Annotated in this window: 16 protein-coding genes and 4 tRNA genes; 14 read left to right on the top strand and 6 right to left on the bottom strand. The window is 64.7% G+C overall.

Annotated elements, in window-relative coordinates:
- Positions 1-91 precede the first annotated feature (91 nt).
- The 7 genes from LFL96_RS11845 (at position 92) to LFL96_RS11815 (ending at position 3287) form a co-directional block, all read left to right on the top strand.
- Entirely contained in the window at positions 92-970 is an 879-nt protein-coding gene (locus tag LFL96_RS11845) for a fumarate hydratase (RefSeq protein ID WP_280995431.1), read from the top strand.
- Positions 967-1575: a fumarate hydratase C-terminal domain-containing protein gene (locus tag LFL96_RS11840; RefSeq protein ID WP_280995430.1), complete on the top strand. Its 609-nt coding sequence runs from the start codon at positions 967-969 to the stop codon at positions 1573-1575. Before LFL96_RS11845 ends, LFL96_RS11840 begins: the two co-directional genes overlap by 4 nt.
- Before the next feature lie 524 nt (positions 1576-2099).
- Positions 2100-2175, top strand: a tRNA-Glu gene (locus LFL96_RS11835).
- A gap of 89 nt (positions 2176-2264) precedes the next feature.
- Positions 2265-2341, top strand: a tRNA-Asp gene (locus LFL96_RS11830).
- A 61-nt stretch (positions 2342-2402) separates the two neighbouring features.
- A tRNA-Glu gene (locus LFL96_RS11825) sits at positions 2403-2478 on the top strand.
- A gap of 91 nt (positions 2479-2569) precedes the next feature.
- A tRNA-Asp gene (locus tag LFL96_RS11820) sits at positions 2570-2646 on the top strand.
- A 176-nt stretch (positions 2647-2822) separates the two neighbouring features.
- Entirely contained in the window at positions 2823-3287 is a 465-nt protein-coding gene (locus LFL96_RS11815; RefSeq protein WP_280995429.1) for a GNAT family N-acetyltransferase, read from the top strand.
- A 28-nt stretch (positions 3288-3315) separates the two neighbouring features.
- Here the strand turns inward: LFL96_RS11815 and LFL96_RS11810 are convergent, their stop codons facing one another.
- Positions 3316-4167, bottom strand: coding sequence for a helix-turn-helix transcriptional regulator (locus LFL96_RS11810; protein WP_280995428.1), 852 nt, complete (start codon positions 4165-4167; stop codon positions 3316-3318).
- A gap of 354 nt (positions 4168-4521) precedes the next feature.
- Here LFL96_RS11810 and rraA point away from each other — a divergent pair, with 354 nt between their 5' ends.
- The gene (gene rraA, locus LFL96_RS11805; RefSeq protein WP_280995427.1) at positions 4522-5016 is read left to right on the top strand and encodes a ribonuclease E activity regulator RraA; all 495 of its coding nucleotides are present in this window, start codon (positions 4522-4524) and stop codon (positions 5014-5016) included.
- Between the two features lie 127 nt (positions 5017-5143).
- Positions 5144-5545, top strand: coding sequence for a gamma-glutamylcyclotransferase family protein (locus LFL96_RS11800; protein ID WP_280995426.1), 402 nt, complete (start codon positions 5144-5146; stop codon positions 5543-5545).
- Between the two features lie 277 nt (positions 5546-5822).
- On the opposite strand, the gene aceB is transcribed toward LFL96_RS11800, so the two are convergent.
- Entirely contained in the window at positions 5823-7424 is a 1602-nt protein-coding gene (gene aceB / locus LFL96_RS11795) for a malate synthase A (RefSeq protein ID WP_280995425.1), read from the bottom strand.
- Positions 7425-7506: 82 nt separating this feature from the next.
- Positions 7507-8373, bottom strand: a complete 867-nt coding sequence (locus tag LFL96_RS11790; RefSeq protein WP_280995424.1) for a (S)-2-haloacid dehalogenase — start codon at positions 8371-8373, stop codon at positions 7507-7509.
- Between the two features lie 152 nt (positions 8374-8525).
- On the opposite strand from LFL96_RS11790, the gene LFL96_RS11785 reads away from it, so the two are divergent.
- Together LFL96_RS11785 and LFL96_RS11780 are read left to right on the top strand one after the other, a co-directional pair.
- Positions 8526-9440, top strand: a complete 915-nt coding sequence (locus LFL96_RS11785) for a LysR family transcriptional regulator (protein ID WP_280995423.1) — start codon at positions 8526-8528, stop codon at positions 9438-9440.
- Positions 9441-9617: 177 nt separating this feature from the next.
- Positions 9618-10052, top strand: coding sequence for a universal stress protein (locus LFL96_RS11780; RefSeq protein WP_280995422.1), 435 nt, complete (start codon positions 9618-9620; stop codon positions 10050-10052).
- Positions 10053-10434: 382 nt separating this feature from the next.
- Here LFL96_RS11780 and aceA read toward each other — a convergent pair whose 3' ends face one another.
- The 3 genes from aceA to LFL96_RS11765 form a co-directional block, all read right to left on the bottom strand.
- On the bottom strand, positions 10435-11742 hold the full coding sequence (gene aceA / locus LFL96_RS11775) for an isocitrate lyase (protein ID WP_280995421.1): 1308 nt from the start codon (positions 11740-11742) through the stop codon (positions 10435-10437).
- A gap of 402 nt (positions 11743-12144) precedes the next feature.
- Positions 12145-13785 carry a DEAD/DEAH box helicase gene (locus LFL96_RS11770; protein WP_280995420.1) on the bottom strand — a complete coding sequence of 547 codons (1641 nt, stop codon included), beginning with the start codon at positions 13783-13785 and terminating at the stop codon, positions 12145-12147.
- Positions 13786-14386: 601 nt separating this feature from the next.
- On the bottom strand, positions 14387-14656 hold the full coding sequence (locus LFL96_RS11765; protein ID WP_280995419.1) for an acyl-CoA-binding protein: 270 nt from the start codon (positions 14654-14656) through the stop codon (positions 14387-14389).
- A gap of 180 nt (positions 14657-14836) precedes the next feature.
- Here LFL96_RS11765 and tsaB point away from each other — a divergent pair, with 180 nt between their 5' ends.
- From tsaB to LFL96_RS11750, 3 genes are read left to right on the top strand one after another with little or no spacing between them, the layout of a single operon-like run.
- A complete protein-coding gene (gene tsaB, locus LFL96_RS11760; protein ID WP_280995418.1) occupies positions 14837-15634 on the top strand; it encodes a tRNA (adenosine(37)-N6)-threonylcarbamoyltransferase complex dimerization subunit type 1 TsaB in 798 nt (265 codons plus the stop codon).
- Positions 15631-16125 (top strand): ribosomal protein S18-alanine N-acetyltransferase, encoded by a 495-nt coding sequence (gene rimI, locus LFL96_RS11755; RefSeq protein ID WP_280995417.1) that lies wholly within the window; start codon positions 15631-15633, stop codon positions 16123-16125. The genes tsaB and rimI overlap by 4 nt, the downstream gene beginning before the upstream one ends.
- The gene (locus LFL96_RS11750) at positions 16112-17182 is read left to right on the top strand and encodes a uracil-DNA glycosylase family protein (protein ID WP_280995416.1); all 1071 of its coding nucleotides are present in this window, start codon (positions 16112-16114) and stop codon (positions 17180-17182) included. The genes rimI and LFL96_RS11750 overlap by 14 nt, the downstream gene beginning before the upstream one ends.
- Positions 17183-17222: the final 40 nt, after the last annotated feature.

Below are 17222 nucleotides of genomic sequence, written 5' to 3'. Positions count from 1 at the left end.
TGGCGGAATCGTCGGTCGTCATGCGCGCCTACTGCACCTGTTGCGCCCATCGCGCGGCGCGCCGTATCACTTCATTTAAGGAACAGGCGAGATGTCAATTGACAGTGCGACACTGAAACGCGTCACCGCGCAGCTCTACGAGCGCTCATTGAAGACGATTCCCGACGATACGCGCGTGTTTTTGCAGAATGCGTCGGAGCGCGAAACGAATCCGACCGGCCGCGCGACGCTGAAAATCCTCGTGGAGAGCGCGGACGGCGCGCGCCGCGACGATTCGCTCGTGTGCAGCGACGTCGGTATCCCGACATACAGCATCAAGATCGGGACGCGCGTGCAGTTCGACGGTCCGGTGCGCGCCGCGATCCGGGACGGTTTCGCCGAGCTCGCCACGTCGATCTCGCCGCCGATCCTGAAGATGGTCACCAACCCGCTGACGCACGAGCGCAGTTATGCGGGCAAGGACATGCCGATCGTCAGTTTCGATGTGATCGACGACGCCGATTACGTCGATATCGTCTGTTCGCCGAAGGCGATGGGGACGGGCCGCTGGGAGGCGATCGACGCGTTCGTCTATCCGACTCATGACCAGATCGAACGCTTCGTACTCGACACGATGCTGCGCGCGGGGTCGCAGCCGTGCCTGCCGCTGGTGATCGGCGTCGGTATCGGCGGGACCTTCGACTATGCGGCGCGTCTGGCCAAGGAGCAGATGCTGCGCCCGTTCGGGCAGATCAATCAGGAGCCGCTGCTCGCGAAGATGGAGCAGCGTCTGCTGGACGCGATCAACAGGATGGGCTTCGGCCCGATGGGCACGGGCGGCGACACGACGGCGATGGCGGTTCATATCGACTACGCGGCGAGCCATGGTTTCGTACCGGTCGCCGTGTGTTTCAACTGCTGGATCAACCGTCGCACGGCTGCGCGCATACATGGCGATGGCCGCGTCGAATTCCTGGAGGGCGGACGATGAGCCGGCTACACGATCTGAAATTGCCGTTGACTCGCGAGCAGGTGCTCGAACTGCAGCTTGGCGACATGGTGCGGTTGTCGGGGGAGATCACCGTCAGTATCGGACTGCCGACTCACAAGCGCCTCGCGCAGGCGATCGAAGAGGGCGCGCCGCTACCGGTCGATCTGCGCGACGGCGCATTCTTCCATCTGAGCACGTATGTGAACGAGACGCCCGATGGTCCCGAGGCGCTTTATCTGAATCCGAGCACGAGCACGCGCTACAACCCGTGGATGCCGGCCTTGATTCGCGGTCTCGGCGTGCGGCTCGTCGGCGGTAAAGGCGGTCTCGACGACGCCAGCGCGGCGGCGCTTCTCGAATGCGGGTGCGCGTATCTGTCATTTCCGGGCGGCGGGCTGAATCTGCTGTCGCGCGCGTTGCGCCGGGTCGTCGCGATGAACTGGACGGAATACATCTCGCAGTTCAGGCTGCTGACGCTCGAGGTCGACCAGCTCGGGCCGGCCACCGTCGCGATCGATGCGCGCGGCAACAGCCTCTACGCGCAGTTGCATGAGCAGGCGGTCGAGCGGATGCCGGCGATCGTCGGCACGCTCGGGCATCGTTGAGCGGCGGCGAGGCCGCCTGCCCGGCGCACTTGCAGGGCGGGCGACCTCGAATCTGCCGAATCCGCTGAATCTGCTGAATCCGCCGGGTCGGACAGGCAATCATCGACCGGTCGATACCTGCAAATTTGGTCGACTGGGGCGAACAAAACAGTTGCAAAGTCGGAAAATTGTTGCGTATAATTGCGTTCTTTGCTGCTGACCGACCGGAAGCGTGTTTTTTGAGGTGGTCGGTGGCGTTGCCGGAAAGTGCCAGTTCGTAGATGATGTCCCGATCAAGGGCGTGATGGGCGAGCAGGTAGGGCGGAGTAGGTCTGGGAGGCGTTTTTCAATCCCCGTTACTTCCACTATCGGCGCAGAGTGAAGTTGTTCCGAAGTCTGGAACTTGTAGCAAAAAAAACTTCACAAACGGTTGTAGAGTGGTTTAGAATAGCGGTCTTCGCAGTTGACGAAACAAACTAACTAACAAGTTGACGTAAGTTAGTGGCAAGTTGGCAGCGAGATAAAGACAGATCTGAAAAGATTATGTCCCCTTCGTCTAGAGGCCTAGGACATCACCCTTTCACGGTGAGTACAGGGGTTCGAATCCCCTAGGGGACGCCAAACATCAGCGTCGCTTTAGTGTTGTTGGCAGTAAAGCGGTGCAGCTTGCAGAGAAATAACCGACGCTCGCAAGCTAGGGTGTAAAGACTGGAGTGGTAGTTCAGTCGGTTAGAATACCGGCCTGTCACGCCGGGGGTCGCGGGTTCGAGTCCCGTCCACTCCGCCAGACAAAGCCCGTTCATACGAACCTGAGCGGGCTTTTTCATTAAAGATGTAAGCAGTACGTTGTCCCCTTCGTCTAGAGGCCTAGGACATCACCCTTTCACGGTGAGTACAGGGGTTCGAATCCCCTAGGGGACGCCAGAACATCGGCGTCGTTCGGTAAGCGGTTGAACGGTGTCAGCGCGGTTCTATCGGCAAGTGAGTTCATTCATGCGCCGTGTAGCAAAAATCTGGAGCGGTAGTTCAGTTGGTTAGAATACCGGCCTGTCACGCCGGGGGTCGCGGGTTCGAGTCCCGTCCGCTCCGCCAGATTTTGAAAAGCCCACTTCGAAAGAAGTGGGCTTTTTTTATTCCTGGATTTATTCCTCGATATATTTCCGCGCCGGTTTCCAGGGCATCCTTCAGGGCGCGCTCGGGACAAACAGCCATTGCCAGCGCGCACCGGCTGTTCTAACGTTGACCCGACTTATCCTTGCCGCCTCATCATGTTCGATCCCACCGAAGCTCCGTTACCGTTTCATCTGCGCAATGCGAGCATGGACGATTTCGAGTTCGCCGAGGCGCTGACGCGCAACAACATGGGCGGCTACTATCGCCGGCATCATCTCGTGTGGCGCGCGGATCTGTTTCTCGGCAGTTGGCGCGAGTCGGAGAACTTCATTCTCGAAATGGATGGGCAGCCCATCGGTGTGCTGCGTATCACGGAGGAAGGCGATTCGCTGCATATCCGCGACGTGCAGATCGCGGAAGGGCATCGGCGCCTGGGGGCTGGCACCTATCTGCTGGACATCTCGCATCAATGGGCGCGCGAACGCGGTCTGCGCGAGCTGCAACTCAGAGTGTTCGTCGATAATCCTGCCGCGCGCCTGTATCAACGCAAGGGCTACAAGCTCACCGGGCCGCGTCTCGCGCAACTCGGCGCAATCCGTCATCTGGCTCGGCGGGTTTGACCGCGGCGAAATAGGCCGCGGGTGTGGCTCAGTCCGTCTCCATGTCGTCGTGATCGCCCGTTTCCGCGCGGTGCTCGGAGCCGCGCTCGATAAACGCGCGCGGACTCTCGCCGAACGCGCGCCGGAACATCGCGGAAAACGCGCTCTGACTTTGATAGCCCAATTCCAGCGCCACGTGCGATAACGGCCGTCCCTGACTCAACAGCGGAATCGCGCGCGCCAGAATCGCCTGCTGACGCCACTGCGAAAAACTCACGCCCAACTCCTGCCGGAACAGCCGCGCGATCGTGCGTGTGCTCGCCCCCACGCTGCTTGCCCATTGTTCGAGCGACTCGCCGTGCGTCGGGTCCGCGAGTACGGCTTCGCACAGCGCGCGCAGGCGCTTTTCGTTGGGCATCGGCACCGAGAGCGGCAACGGTTCGGAGCGCGTGAGTTCATCGAGCGCCAACGCGCCGAGCAGGCTTTCGCGTGCGGGCGGCAGGTCGAGCGTGTCGAGCGCGGCGATCACTTCGCGCAGCAGATTGGACACCTCGACCACGCGCGGCGTATCGAGCGAGGCGGGCGCGGTGTTTTCGGTGATGTAGAGCGTGCGCAGGAACGCATCCTCGATGGCGAAGACTTCGTGTTCGATATGCGGCGGCACCCAGATTGCGCGCGAGGGCGGCACCATCCACGTCGTGCCGCTCGTCGCGACCCGCAACACGCCGCGCGATGCATACGCGACTTGCGCCCACGCGTGGGTGTGACGCGCGATGCGCCAGCCGGCGGCCATCGGCCGCGAGCGCACGCGGATCGGATGCGTGTCGGTGGGCCGGAACTCCGGCGGAATATCGGCGAAGCGGACGAAACTCGACGGAGCGATGTCGACGGACGAAGTCATGACGAAGCGTGAAGAGGTGAAAGAGCGAAGCGGTGATGCGGTGAAGCCGTGATGCCGTGATGCCGTAAAGCGGTGATGCAGTGATGCGGTGAAGCAGTGAAGCGAGCGTTTGCCCAGCGAAGCAAGCGGTTGCGCGCTGCGCAATACGAGGCGTGCTGGAACAGCGGCGCCACTCACCGTACCTTAACGGCGGCGTGACAGGCAAGTGTGATCCGATCGGTAACCCGGCGGCGCACCGGTTCAAGAAATCTCGACGTCAGCCGACCAACCCGCCAACTCATCGCCTCATTCCCGCTGCGCCGCGACTTCCAAAGTGCATAATGTCCCGATCGCCCGCACGCCGAGGAGAATCCCATGACCTTCACCACCGCCGACCTCTGCGACGCACACGAAGCGCAGTTGACGCTCGGCGCGCTGCGCGTGCTCGAACCCATCTTTCATCTGTTCAGCCGCACCGAAAGTTTTAGCGGGCCGGCCGTGACGCTGAAAGTCTTCGAGGACAACGCGCTGGTGCGCACCACGCTCGAGGAGCCGGGCAACGGCCGGGTGCTGGTCGTCGATGGCGGTGGCAGTTTGCGCTGCGCGCTGGTCGGCGGCAATCTCGCGCAGATTGCGCAGGACAACGGCTGGGCCGGCATCGTCGTGAATGGCTGCGTGCGCGATGCGCTGGAGTTGAACGAAGCGGAGGTCGGCGTCGTCGCGCTGACAACGTGTCCGCGGCGCTGCGGCAAACGCGGCGGCGGAGAGCGCGACGTGCCCGTGCAACTGCCCGGCGCGTCGGTGCAGCCGGGCGAGTGGATCTATGCGGACATCGACGGCGTGCTGGTGTCGAACGCGGCGCTGGACTGAATCGAACGCAGGCGGCGCGACCGGCAGCGACCAGCAAAACACAGCGGCGAACAAAAGCTGAACTGCGCCCGACCCGACGCCTCAAACAGAACCTATCCGATCATTGCAACAAGGAGACTAGACGACGATGCAAACCGTCTTTGTATACGGCACATTGCGCGCCGGTGAAGTGAACGACCTGCGCGACGCCGCGGCCCGCAACGACATCGCGGCGCCGACGCTGCTCGGCTCGGCCTCGGTGCGCGGCCATCTGTTCGACTTCGGTTCGTACCCGGGGCTGGTGGTCGATGAAGCGGGCGTCGACGTGATCGGCGACGTCTACGAGATCGACGACGATCTGGTGGCCGTGCTCGACGAAATCGAAGCGGTGTACCCGGGCGTCGAGGATCGTTTTCTCGCGCGCGAGGTGATGGTGAAGGTGGACGGCAACGTCGTGAACTGCCGCTTCTATCCGGTTGCGCCGGGCGCGGTGAAGGGGTTGCCCGAGATCAGATCGGGCGACTGGGTCGCGCATCGCAGCACGCGCTGAACAGGGGCGCTAAACAGCGCTCGTGCCGGCGGGGTACGCGCGACCTGCATGCTGCCGGCGCTCGCATATACGCGGAAACCAGCCGCCAAAAACGTCTCCAAAAAAAAACGGCGGCTCGCATCGGGCATCCGCAAAAAAACGGCCCGGCAAGCTTGCGCCTGTCGGGCCGTCCGGTCGGTCAGTCTAGCGACCCAGGCCGCCTTCAAATCACGCACATCCTTCGATGCGTGCGTGACACGAAAGCGCGCCTGCTACTGCGTCGTTCGTTGCGGATGCGTCAAATCTCTTCGTACAGCGGCAGCGTCAGGAAGTCGGTGAATGCCTCCGACGTCGACATCTCCTCGAAGATCTGCGCGGCGCGCTCGTACGGCTTCGTATCGCCGCCCACGGCCTGCTTCACCTTGTCGAGTTCCTGCGCCGACAGCTCACGCACCAGCTCGGCGGTCACCTTGCGGCCATCCTCGAGCTTGCCCTTCGGCGAGCGGATCCACTGCCACACCTGCGAGCGCGAGATTTCGGCGGTGGCGGCGTCTTCCATCAGGTTGTGGATCGGCACGCAGCCGTTGCCCGCGAGCCATGCGCCCAAGTAGTGGATGCCGACGTTGATGTTGTTGCGCAGGCCGCCTTCGGTGATCGGCGCTTCCGGACGGAAGTCCGTCAGATCGGTGCCGGTGACGAGCACGTCGTCGCGCTGGCGGTCGATCTGGTTCGGCTTGTCGCCGAGCACCTTGACGAATTCTTCCATCGCGATCGGCACGAGGCCCGGGTGCGCGACCCAGCCGCCGTCGTAACCGTCGCCCGCATCGCGCGCCTTGTCCGAGCGCACGCCGCCCATCGCTTTTTCGTTGGCCGTCGGATCGTTCTTGATCGGAATCAGCGCGCTCATGCCACCGATCGCCGGCGCGTTGCGGCGATGGCAGGTCTTCAGCAGCAGCAGCGCGTAGGCGCGCATGAACGGCGAGGTCATCGTGATCTGCGAGCGGTCGGCGAGGCAGAAATCGCGATCCGACTTGAACTTCTTGATCGCCGAGAAGATGTAGTCCCAACGGCCGGCATTCAGGCCCGAGCTGTGTTCACGCAGTTCGTACAGGATTTCGTCCATTTCGAACGCGGCGACGATCGTTTCGATCAGCACCGTCGCGCGAATCGTGCCGCGCGGCACGCCGACCGCTTCCTGCGTGGCGACGAAGATGTCGTTCCACAGACGCGCTTCGAGATGGCTTTCCATCTTCGGCAGATAGAAGTAGGGGCCCGAGCCGCGCGCCACCAGTTCCTTCGCGTTGTGCACCATGAACAGCGCGAAATCGAAGATCCCGCCCGACACGCGCTGGCCGTCCACCGTCACGTGCTTTTCGTCCAGATGCCAGCCGCGCGGACGCACGATCAGCGTGGCGATCTTGTCGTTCAGCGTGTACGACTTGCCGTTCTGTTCCAGCGAGATCGTGCGGCGCACCGCGTCCTTCAGATTGATGTGACCGGTGATCTGGTTATCCCAGCTCGGCGCGTTCGAATCCTCGAAGTCGGTCATGTACGAATCCGCGCCGGAGTTCAGCGCGTTGATGATCATCTTGCGCTCGACCGGACCGGTGATTTCCACACGGCGGCATTGCAGGTCCGCCGGCAGCGGCGCGATCTTCCAGTCGCCGTCGCGCACGTGCTTCGTCTCGGCGAGGAAGTCGGGGCGCTCGCCGGCGTCGAGGCGCCGGGTGCGTTCCACGCGCGCCTGCAGCAACTGCTGGCGGCGCGGCTCGAACGTGCGATGCAGCGCGGCGACGAGTTCCAGCCCTTCGCGCGTGAGGATCGCTTCATAGCCCGGCTTGATCTCAGCCGTGATTGCCATGCCTTGCGGCAGCGAGAGAGAAGACTGCGAATTCGACATGATTTCTCCTTGGTCGGTCAGATTGCAAAGATGCAAATGTTGAGTTGAGGGTGAGGTGCGTCGCGGTATCCGGTGCCGGTCGTCATGCGCCAGGGCTGTGGCGCGTGCGGCCGTTGCCGGAGCCGCTGCTGCGGCCGGGCGACGCGGGGTTTTTCAGGAATGCGAGCAGATCGTTCATACTGGCGCCCGCCCCATGCGGCACGACGCCCAGTTCTTCGACGGGTGCGTGTTGCCGGTTGAGCCAGAAAGTGGTGAAGCCGAACCATGTCGCGCCGGCCACGTCCCAGCCGTTCGACGACACGAAGACGATCTCGCGCGGCGGCGCGTCGAAGGTTTGCGTGGCGAGCGAATAGGCGGCGGGCGAGGGTTTGTACGCGCGTACGGCGTCGACGGACAGGACGTGATCGAACAGCCCGGTCATGCCGGCGCTCTTCACGGCGATGTCGAGCATTTGCGGATTGCCGTTCGAGAGGATCGCGAGACGCGCGCGAGGCGCCGCGCCGGAGGTCGCGGCCGTTACCTGAGCGGCGCCTGGCGTGTTCGCCACACCCGGCGCACCCGCCACACCCGATGTACCCGGCGCGGGCAGCGATGCCTCGCGCAACAGGCGCAATGCGGGCACGGCATCGGGGAAGGCGGACAGGCACGCGTATTCGTCCATCAGTCGTTTTTCGGCGCTACGGCCCAGCGTGAGCTGGAGCTTCTTCGCGGCGAAGCGCAGCGCGTCGAGCGTGATGTCCCAGAACGGCCGGTAGTGGGCGCCCGCCGGATCGGCCAGCGTGCGCAACTGCGTGTACTCGATCTGCTTCTGCCGCCACAACTGCGACAACGCCGCACCGTGGCCGGGGAACATCTGCTCCGCGGCAGCGATCACCGAGTGCACGTCAAAAAGCGTGCCATACGCGTCGAAAATCACTGCTTTAGGGATGAGTGTCGTTATGGCCGACATTGCCGTGCACTCCTATCAGAGGTCGAGACAGATTGTATTAGTGATGCTGAGTGCTTAAAAAGAGGTTAAAGATCACTTGATCTTTTACTTTCATCCACCTAATCTGACGCGCACCGACCACTTCCCCGCGCGGCGTTATGCCGCGCACGTCCATGGACCGTTTTAAGCAGATCGAGACTTTCGTTACCGTCGCGGCCAAGGGCAGTCTGTCCGCCGCGGCATCCGCCGAGGGCGTCGCCCCGGCGATCATCGGCCGCCGTATCGATGCGCTCGAGGAGCGCCTCGGCGTCAAGCTGCTGGTGCGCACCACGCGCAAGATCACGCTGACTTTCGAGGGCTCGGCTTTCCTCGAAGACTGTCAGCGCATCATTCACGACATGCAGAACGCCGAGGCTAGCGTGTCGGCAGGCGGCGTCAAGGCGAGCGGCCATTTGCGGCTGTCCGCGCCGGCGGGCTTCGGACGCCGCCACGTCGCGCCGCTGGTGCCGCCGTTCACCGTCGCGCACCCGGACGTGTCGATCACGCTCGATCTGTCCGACCGGCTCGTCGATCTCGTCAACGAGGGGTTCGACTGCGCGGTGCGGCTCGGCGAGCTGCCGGATTCGTCGCTGGTATCGCTCAAGCTCGGCGAAAACCGCCGCGTGTGCGTGGCGTCGCCGACCTATCTGAACCGGCGCGGCGCACCGCACACGCTGGCCGATCTCGCGCACCACAACTGCCTCGCGCTCGGCGCGAGCGCGAACCAGCAGCGCGGCTGGATGTTCCAGCAGGCCGACAAGGTGGTGTCGATCAAGGTGTCCGGCATGATGGAGTGCTCGGACGGCGCGGTGCTGCATGAATGGTGTCTCGAGGGCTACGGTCTCGCGTGGCGCTCGTGGTGGGAAGTCGGCGAGGACATCGCCGCCGGCCGGCTGGTCAGCGTGCTCGACGAATTCGCCGCGCCGCCGATCGGCATCCACGCGGTGTTTCCGCAGCGCCGCCATCTGCCGCTGCGCGTCAGGCTGTTTCTGGACTTTCTCAAGCATACGTACGGCGATCCGGGTTATTGGGGCGAGGGCGCAGGCTGACGCGCGGACCGTGCGGTCCGTGCGGGGGCGCCGCGCGCGACCCCGTGCCGTATCCGGATAGACCCTCGACACGGCCATCCCCGCGTTCCGGCGACCTACAATCGATTCAGGCGGCTTGCTGGCCGAGACTCGAGAACGCTGACGCCGCGCTGCGCAGGGCCGGCGACGGAGGGCATCATGTTCAGGCACATCCTGGTTCCGACCGATGGTTCCGATCTGTCGCGCAAGGCGATCGACGGCGCGATCGATCTCGCGCAGGCGGTCGGCGCGGACGTCACCGCGTATGCGTGTCTGCCGCAATATCCGTACTCGCCGTTCTCGGACGTGGTGGTCGAACCGCCGTCCGAATTCCTGCAACGCAGCGAGCGCGAAGCGCGCGTGCATCTGCGCGAAGTCGAGCTGGCGGGGCGGCGTGTCGGCGTGGCGGTGCTCAGTCGTACCAGCGTGCATCCGGCGCCGTATCTCGGGATCATCGAAGCGGCCGAGCAGGGCCATTGCGATGTGATCTTCATGGCGTCGCACGGGCGGCGCGGGCTCGGCAGCCTGCTGATCGGCAGCGAAACGCAGCGGGTGCTCACGCATACGAAAATTCCGGTGATCGTGTACCGGTGAAGGCCGGGTGGAGTGCGTGGAAAAGGTCGTTGGAAAGCACGCCTCGAGAATGCGCTTCAAAATCGCGCACCAATGACGCTTCCCGATGACGCTCCCCCATGACGCGCCAAAAAAAACGCGCCGGCGATGAGGCCGGCGCGTCCGCTGTTCGCCGCGCAATCGGTTGCGCTGGCTTTATGGGCGCTGCTGCGATTTCCTCCTCCCAGATCCACGGCCCCGGGGCTGGCGCGGCACATGACCGCGATGCCCCGATGATTCTTTCCTCCCTGTGGCGGTGGCTTTCTGACGAAGCCGTTCGACCGCCGGCGTGCCTTGCCGCGCCCGCGCCGCGAAGGCGCGGGCTGTGCTGCCTGCAGACTTGAACCTGCAGACATGAACCTGCTTAAGCGACCTTCTTGTCGAAGAATTGCTCGTCTTCCGTCGAACCGTGCAGCGCCGTCGTCGACGCTTCACGTTCCACCGTCTGCGTGACGGCGTCGAAGTAGCCGGTGCCGACTTCGCGCTGATGCTTGACCGCGGTGAAGCCCTTGTCGGCGGCAGCGAATTCGGCCTGCTGCATTTCGACGAAGGCCGTCATCTGGTTGCGGGCGTAACCGTGCGCGAGGTTGAACATCGAGTAGTTCAGCGCGTGGAAGCCGGCCAGCGTGATGAACTGGAACTTGTAGCCCATCGCGCCGAGTTCGCGCTGGAACTTGGCGATGGTCGCGTCGTCCAGGTTCTTCTTCCAGTTGAACGACGGCGAGCAGTTGTACGACAGCAGCTGGTCCGGATACTCCTTGTGGATCGCGTCGGCGAATTTCTTCGCGAATTCGAGGTCCGGCTTGCCGGTTTCGCACCAGATCATGTCGGCATACGGCGCATAGGCGAGGCCGCGCGAAATCGCCTGTTCAAGACCCGGGCGGGTGCGGTAGAAGCCTTCCACGGTGCGCTCGCCGGTCAGGAACGGCTTGTCGTTGTCGTCGACATCCGACGTCACGAGGTCGGCCGCTTCCGCGTCGGTGCGCGCCAGCAGCACGGTCGGCACGCCGGAGACGTCGGCGGCCAGACGCGCGGCGGTCAGCTTCGCGACGGCTTCGCGGGTCGGCACCAGCACCTTGCCGCCCATGTGGCCGCACTTCTTCACCGAGGCCAGTTGATCTTCGAAGTGCACGCCCGATGCGCCCGCTTCGATCATCGCCTTCATCAGTTCGAACGCGTTCAGCACGCCGCCGAAACCGGCTTCCGCGTCGGCGACGATCGGCGCGAAGTAGTCGATGTAGCCTTCGTCGCCCGGATTCTTGCCTTCCGACCACTGGATCTGGTCGGCGCGCGTCAGCGTGTTGTTGATGCGCTTGACCACGAGCGGCACCGAGTTCGCCGGATACAGCGACTGGTCCGGGTACATTTCACCGGCGACGTTCGCATCGCCCGCCACCTGCCAGCCGGACAGATAGATTGCCTTCAGGCCGGCCTTGACCTGCTGCATCGCCTGGTTGCCGGTCAGCGCGCCGAGCGAGTTGACGAACGGCTCGGTGTTCACGCTTTCCCACAGCTTTTGCGCGCCGCGTTTGGCGAGCGTGTGCTCGACCTGCACCGAGCCGCGCAGACGGATCACGTCGTCCGCCGAATAGGTCCGCTTCACGCCTTTCCAGCGCGGATCGGTGTCCCACTGTTGCTGGAGTTGCTTTGCCTGTTCTTCGCGCGTCGTCATGGTGTGCTCCTTGGTTGCCTGTAATGGGTAGGGTGACTCGTGTCTTCGTCGAAGCGGCCGACCGTTTCGGGATGATCTGGCGTTTCGTTTCGTGAAGTCTTATATAAGAGTCTAGGCAAATCGGTGCTGGCGCAATAGACGGCGAGAAGGCTTTGTGTGATTTTTATTATCGTTAAAAATCAACGGTTTATTTTATTCGTTTCGAGTTGTGAAACGACTTTTCCCATCTTGCAACAGGCCGGGTTGTGCCGTGCAGCACGATTTTTTACGACGCAAAAAAATTTTTCACATCATGAAATATTGCCGTCGATCGGCGATGGGCGAAAAAAAACCGGCGCCTGAGCACCGGTTTTTCGATTGACGACCGGCGCGAAGGCCGGTCATGTCACTGCTTGACTGATCTTAGCTACCACGACGCGCGGTACGCGGACCGTCGTTGCGGCGCGCACCGTAGCCGCCGTCGCGCGAACCGCCGTAGCCTTCACGCGAACCGCCACCACCGTAGCCTTCACGCGAACCGCCGCCGGCCGACTTGCCGGCCCAGCCGCCGCCATTGCCGCTGCTGCTGCCGCTGCGCGCGCCGCCGCCGTTACCGGCCGGCTTGCCCGAACCGCTGCCGAAACGACGGCCGCCACCATTGCCGCCACCCGGACGGCCGCGGCCGCCAAAGCCAGGACGGCCATTGCCCGACGGTGCCGACTTGCGCGGCTCGAAGCCTTCCACGACGTTGACCGGCAGCGGCGTGCGCACGAAACGCTCGATGCGCTTCAGCGCGCCTTGTTCGGCGTGATGCACGAGGCTCACCGCGATACCCGAGCGGCCCGCGCGGCCGGTACGGCCGATACGGTGCACGTAGTCTTCGGCGAACTTCGGCAGGTCGTAGTTGAACACGTGCGTGATGCCCGGGATGTCGATGCCGCGCGCCGCGACGTCGGTCGCGACCAGCACGCGCACACGGCGCTCGCGCAGGGCGCGGATCGTGCGGTTACGCGCGCCTTGCGGCAGATCGCCGTGCAGGGCGGCCGATTCGAAACCGGCGTCGGCCAGACGGCCGGCCAGCTGGTCCGCGTCCATCTTGGTGGCGGTGAAGACGATGGCCTGATCGAGGCCTTCGTCGCGCAGCAGATGGTCGAGCAGACGGTCCTTGTGATCGCGGTCGTCCACGTAGTGAACGGTTTGCGCGATGTTGGTGCGCTGTTCCAGGCGCTGAACGATTTCGATCCGTTCCGGATCCTTCAGCAGACGGCTCGTCAGCGAACCGATCTTGCCGTCGAGCGTGGCCGAGAACAGCATGGTCTGACGCGTGGCCGGCGTGGCGGCGACGATCGTTTCGATGTCGTCGATGAAGCCCATGTCCAGCATGCGGTCGGCTTCGTCGAGCACGAGAATCTGCAGCTGCGACAGGTCGATGCGGCCGCGTTCCAGGTGGTCGATCAGACGGCCCGGCGTGGCAACCAGGATTTCCGGGTTCTTCGCCAGCAGCATCAGTTGCTGACCGTAGGCGACGCCGCCCAGGATGCTGACCGTGCGCAGACGCTTCAGATGCTTGCCGTACGTGGCGGCGGCGGTGGTGACCTGCATCGCGAGTTCGCGGGTCGGCGTCAGAACCAGCATGGTCGGACGGGCAACCGGTTGCGGACGGCGGGTGTTACGGGCGCCGTCGGCCGGACGCGGTTCGCGCGGCTGGCTGGCTTGCGCCTTCTGGAGTTGCGAGAAACGCTCGATGGCCGGCAGCATGAATGCGGCGGTCTTGCCCGAACCGGTCGGGCTCGAGACCAGCAGATCGCGGCCGGCGATACCGGCGGGGATGGCGCGTTGCTGAACCGGCGTGGGGTTCTGGTAGCCAGCGGCGGTCAGCGCGGAGACGACATCCGCGGACAGACCGAGCGACGCGAACGTCGGGCCGGCGGGCGCAGCGGCTTCAGCGGCGACGGCGGCCGGCGCGGCAGCAACGGCTGCGGCTTGGGCGGGCGCGTCGGCGAGACCGAGGGCCTGATCGGCGATGGCGTTCAACGGGCTGCTGGAGATGTTGCTCGAAGTCATTGAGAATCCTTGGAAATTCCTGGGTACACACGAAATGAAACGTCGGCGCCAATCGGCATACCCAAGTCGTCGGATTCAGCGAGCAAAGAAGCAGCGAGCAAATCGAAAAACGGGGGCAGCTCGCGACAATGAAGGCGAGCTTTTCGTTAGAAGCTGTATCGGATGCGACATGCCAACACGGCGTGTCGCCAGCCTGGGACATGATCGCCCGTAGGGGGCTAGGCAGGAGGGGACAGGTTCTAAACTGGATTGGAGCTAAACGCTACGAGGCGCTGCGCCGCAAAGGCCGCTAGAGGAAAGCCGGGCAGAGCAGTGAAGCGCAGGCAGCATTGTATAGAGTTTTGTTGCACCGCGCCACCGTTAAGACTATTCCTGGCGGAAAAATTGCTCTTTGGGTGCGGGCGAGGATTTTTCCGGCTTTTGCCGGGAGTGGGCAGTAGGGGATGCGGTGGCCGTTTCGGGCCATGCTCGGGGCCCGTATTCTGGATCGTTCTGAGCCCTCGATTCGGGCCCATTCGTCGGGCCCGTTTCCGGATCATCACCGCGGCATGCCGTTCGATCGCGGGTGGATCGCTGCGTAAATCGCGGGGAAGATCGCCGGTCAGGCCGCCGCGCCGCTCTTCAGCGATTCGACGAGGTCGATGTATTGCTGTTTGGCCGCGTCCTGGCCGGTGCCCTTGAGCGCGCCCCAGGCGTCGTACTTGTATTTGCCGACGATGTCGGTGAAGCCCGGCTTGTCGCCGTGCACGTCGCCTTCGGTGGCCTGCTTGAAGAGCGCGTACAGGCGCAGCAGCGTCAGATTGCCCGGACGTTCCGGCAACTGCTTGACGTCTTCCTGGGCTTGGGCGAATTGGGTGCTGATGTCGGTCATGGTCGTGTAGCCCGCCGGGCGGGATTGCGTTTAGGGTGGCCGACGATCATATCAATTGCATGTCGCCGCCGGCCCGAGGGCTTATTCCAAACACCGCCGCCGGGGTGCGGGCAAATCCGAATCCGTTCGCGGACCAGATTGGCGCGCGCCGCGCCGATCACGCCGATTACAATACGGTCCATGACTCAAACTGTGCTCCTCGCTCTCGATACCTCGACCGAATTCTGTTCGGTGGCGCTTCTGTCCGTCGCCGCCCCGGCGTCAGGCCAGGCGCCCGCCGAACCCCGTCTCTGGGTCCGCCACGAGCAGACGGGCGCCGTGTCCAGCACGCGCCTTTTGCCCGCGATTCGCGAACTGTTCGCCGAAGCCGGCCTGACGCTCGCGGACTGCGATGCGATCGCATTCGGCGCCGGTCCCGGTTCGTTCACCGGCTTGCGTACGGCGACCGGCGTCGCCCAAGGCCTCGCGTTCGGGCTGAATCTGCCGGTGGTGCCGGTCAGCACGCTGCTTGCCTGCGCGGAAAGCGCCCGGTTGCGCGATCCGGCGGCGACCCGCGTGCTTGCCGCGCTCGATGCGCGCATGGACGAAATCTATTGGGCCGACTACGCATGGGACGACGCGCAAGGCGACTGGCGCACGTTGCAGCCGGCGTCGCTCGACGCGCCGGAGCGGCTCGTGCTGCCGGACGCGCCGTTCACGCTGGCCGGCAACGCGGCCGCGGCGTTCGGCGAGCGCCTGCCCGCGGCCGCCGCCGCCCGCACCGTCGATGGAGAAGCGCTGCCGCATGCGGTGCCGCTCGCGCACGCGGCGCTGCGAGCGTGGCGCGCCGGGCGCACCGTGCCGGCCGATCAAGCCGCGCCGGAATATGTGCGCAACAAGGTCGCGCAGACGACGGCCGAACGGATCGCGCAGAAGGCCGGAAAGATGGCGCAGAGGGACAACACCGGCGAAGCCAAAGCGGGCGAGGGCGGCCAATGAGCGGCGTGTTGCTGGCGGACCGCTACATGTCGCCGATGACCGAAGGCGACCTCGACGAGGTCGCGGCCATCGAGAAAATCGCCTACGAATTTCCCTGGAGTCGCGGCAACTTCGGCGATTCGCTGCGCAACGGCTATTTCGGCGTCTGTCTGCGGCACGTGACGGGCACGCTGATCGGCTACTGCGTGCTGATGCCGGTGGTCGACGAAATGCATCTGCTCAATCTGTGCGTGACGCCGGCCGCGCAAGGCGCCGGCGCGGGGCTCGCGCTGCTGCGCGAGGCCGTGCGGATCACGCGCGCCGAGAAGCTCGACGGCTTGCTGCTCGAAGTGCGGCCGTCGAACCATCGCGCGATCCGGCTGTATGAGCGCTTCGGTTTCGCGTCGATCGGGCGGCGCAAAAATTATTATCCGGCGCGGCATCGCAGCCGGGAGGACGCCATCGTGATGCGTTTCTCGTTTGCCTCGGAGGGCGCAAATGGCGCTGCATGAATCGGTATTGGAAGAGTTCGGTCTCGCGCCGTTGTGGGTGCGCCGAGGGTTGGCGGTGCGCGCGGCGGGTGAGGCCGCGGAGGGGGTTGGCGCGGATGATCCCGATGCGTCCGCGCGCGTTATCGATGAGCCGCGCGCCGTCGTTCAAGGCGCGGCGGACGAGCGTGGTGCGCGGTCCGCGCATGGCGAGAGCGCGACGCGTGCCGAGGCCGCTGGGGGCGCTGGGGTGGCTGCTTCGCGTCAACCGCAGGCGGATTCCTTCGCCGCCGATGCGCCGCGCCAGCCGCGTGCGCCATCCCCGTCGCCCTCCCGGCAACCCGCGCCATCCGCGCCATCCTCCCGCGCCGCTGAGCCGCCGTCGTTCGATGCGCCGCCCGGCGACGACTTCGCCTGGTTCGACGATCTGCCGTCCGAACCCGCGGGCCATGGCGCGGCTCATGCGCCCACCGAAGCACGCCGCGAAGCGCCGCAACCGCCGGCCGTCGACACGCTCGACTGGGACGCGCTGAGCGAGCGCGTCGCGGCTTGCGAACGCTGCCGGTTGTGCGAGAAGCGCACCAACACGGTCTTCGGCGTCGGCGATCGCAACGCCGACTGGATGCTGATCGGCGAAGCTCCCGGCGAAAACGAAGACCGCCAGGGTGAACCGTTCGTCGGCCAGGCCGGCAAGCTGCTCGACAACATGCTGCGTTCGCTGACGCTCGCGCGCGACACCAACGTCTACATCGCGAACGTGATCAAGTGCCGCCCGCCCGGCAACCGCAATCCCGAGCCCGATGAAGTCGCGCGCTGCGAGCCGTATCTGCAACGTCAGGTGGCGCTGGTCAAGCCGAAGCTGATCGTCGCGCTCGGCCGCTTCGCCGCGCAGAGTCTGCTGAAGACCGACGCGAGCATTTCGTCGCTGCGTGGCCGCGTGCACGAATACGAAGGCGTGCCGGTGATCGTCACGTATCACCCGGCGTATCTGCTGCGCAGCCTGCCCGACAAGTCGAAGGCGTGGGCCGACCTGTGCCTCGCGCGCGATACGTGGCGCAAGGCTGGCGGCGTGCCGCAGTGAGCGCCTCCGATGACCCGGCGGCGCGCGCCGCCGGGCCGCT

This window comes from Paraburkholderia sp. D15, assembly GCF_029910215.1.
Taxonomy (GTDB): Bacteria; Pseudomonadota; Gammaproteobacteria; order Burkholderiales; family Burkholderiaceae; genus Paraburkholderia.
This window is presented reverse-complemented; position numbering and strand designations above follow the sequence as displayed.

Excerpts from the sequence above, each read along its gene's own strand:
- LFL96_RS11785 (WP_280995423.1), top strand. The coding sequence starts at position 8,526 with ATGGACCGTTTTAAGCAGATCGAGACTTTCGTTACCGTCGCGGCCAAG.
- LFL96_RS11815 (WP_280995429.1), top strand. The coding sequence starts at position 2,823 with ATGTTCGATCCCACCGAAGCTCCGTTACCGTTTCATCTGCGCAATGCG.
- LFL96_RS11840 (WP_280995430.1), top strand. The coding sequence starts at position 967 with ATGAGCCGGCTACACGATCTGAAATTGCCGTTGACTCGCGAGCAGGTG.
- aceA (WP_280995421.1), bottom strand. The coding sequence starts at position 11,742 with ATGACGACGCGCGAAGAACAGGCAAAGCAACTCCAGCAACAGTGGGAC.
- LFL96_RS11750 (WP_280995416.1), top strand. The coding sequence starts at position 16,112 with ATGGCGCTGCATGAATCGGTATTGGAAGAGTTCGGTCTCGCGCCGTTG.
- LFL96_RS11810 (WP_280995428.1), bottom strand. The coding sequence starts at position 4,167 with ATGACTTCGTCCGTCGACATCGCTCCGTCGAGTTTCGTCCGCTTCGCC.
- rimI (WP_280995417.1), top strand. The coding sequence starts at position 15,631 with ATGAGCGGCGTGTTGCTGGCGGACCGCTACATGTCGCCGATGACCGAA.
- LFL96_RS11780 (WP_280995422.1), top strand. The coding sequence starts at position 9,618 with ATGTTCAGGCACATCCTGGTTCCGACCGATGGTTCCGATCTGTCGCGC.
- LFL96_RS11765 (WP_280995419.1), bottom strand. The coding sequence starts at position 14,656 with ATGACCGACATCAGCACCCAATTCGCCCAAGCCCAGGAAGACGTCAAG.
- aceB (WP_280995425.1), bottom strand. The coding sequence starts at position 7,424 with ATGTCGAATTCGCAGTCTTCTCTCTCGCTGCCGCAAGGCATGGCAATC.
- LFL96_RS11800 (WP_280995426.1), top strand. The coding sequence starts at position 5,144 with ATGCAAACCGTCTTTGTATACGGCACATTGCGCGCCGGTGAAGTGAAC.
- LFL96_RS11770 (WP_280995420.1), bottom strand. The coding sequence starts at position 13,785 with ATGACTTCGAGCAACATCTCCAGCAGCCCGTTGAACGCCATCGCCGAT.
- LFL96_RS11845 (WP_280995431.1), top strand. The coding sequence starts at position 92 with ATGTCAATTGACAGTGCGACACTGAAACGCGTCACCGCGCAGCTCTAC.
- LFL96_RS11790 (WP_280995424.1), bottom strand. The coding sequence starts at position 8,373 with ATGTCGGCCATAACGACACTCATCCCTAAAGCAGTGATTTTCGACGCG.
- tsaB (WP_280995418.1), top strand. The coding sequence starts at position 14,837 with ATGACTCAAACTGTGCTCCTCGCTCTCGATACCTCGACCGAATTCTGT.
- rraA (WP_280995427.1), top strand. The coding sequence starts at position 4,522 with ATGACCTTCACCACCGCCGACCTCTGCGACGCACACGAAGCGCAGTTG.